At 45.1% G+C, this 630-nt stretch carries 1 protein-coding gene; it reads right to left on the bottom strand.

What is annotated here, in order from left to right:
* On the bottom strand, nt 1-630 hold a 630-nt coding region (locus ABEW34_RS31795; protein WP_430165853.1), incomplete at both ends, for a LamG-like jellyroll fold domain-containing protein.

Below are 630 nucleotides of genomic sequence, written 5' to 3'. Positions count from 1 at the left end.
CCGTAGCCGGACGAGTCCACAGCCGTAGTACCGCTCGTTTCGTCAAATTTATACCAAGTGAGCAGACTGGAATCCGGCATATTATTTAGGGTTGCTGCTGAAGCAATAGATGAATTACCTGAATCTCCTACCGCATTGACTGCCTTGACTTTAAAATAGTAGGTTGTATTCGCCTGTAATCCACGGACGGCAAATGTTGTTCCGCTAATCGCATCCGAATTTAAGTTTGTATATATCGCATTCACTGCTGAAGAAGTAGACATGTAGACATGATAACCAGTTACACCTGATACGGCTGACCAGCTTAAGTTGATTGAACTGTAATCCGCTGTTATCGCCGTTACCCCTGTTGGCGTTGCAGGCACGGTTGCCAATGTTTGCCCATTCATTACGCCAGCAATTTCAGACGAGCTTAAAACACGGTTATAGATTCGGAAATCATCAATCTGCCCCTTCAAATATTTATCACCTGCCCATTCCGATTTTCCAATAAAGTTTCCACTGGTCGTCGGTGCCAGATCGGAAGGCTTAAACGTCATACCCGTATTTGTTGCTGCCTGAACTCCGTCGATATAGAGAATACCGGTACTTCCTGATAAAGTTACCGCAACATGCTTCCATGTATTCGCC

This window comes from Paenibacillus algorifonticola (assembly GCF_050481745.1).
Classification (GTDB): Bacteria; Bacillota; Bacilli; order Paenibacillales; family Paenibacillaceae; genus Pristimantibacillus; species Pristimantibacillus algorifonticola_A.
The sequence above is the reverse complement of the archived record's forward strand: the minus strand, read 5'-3'. Positions and strand labels throughout refer to the sequence as shown.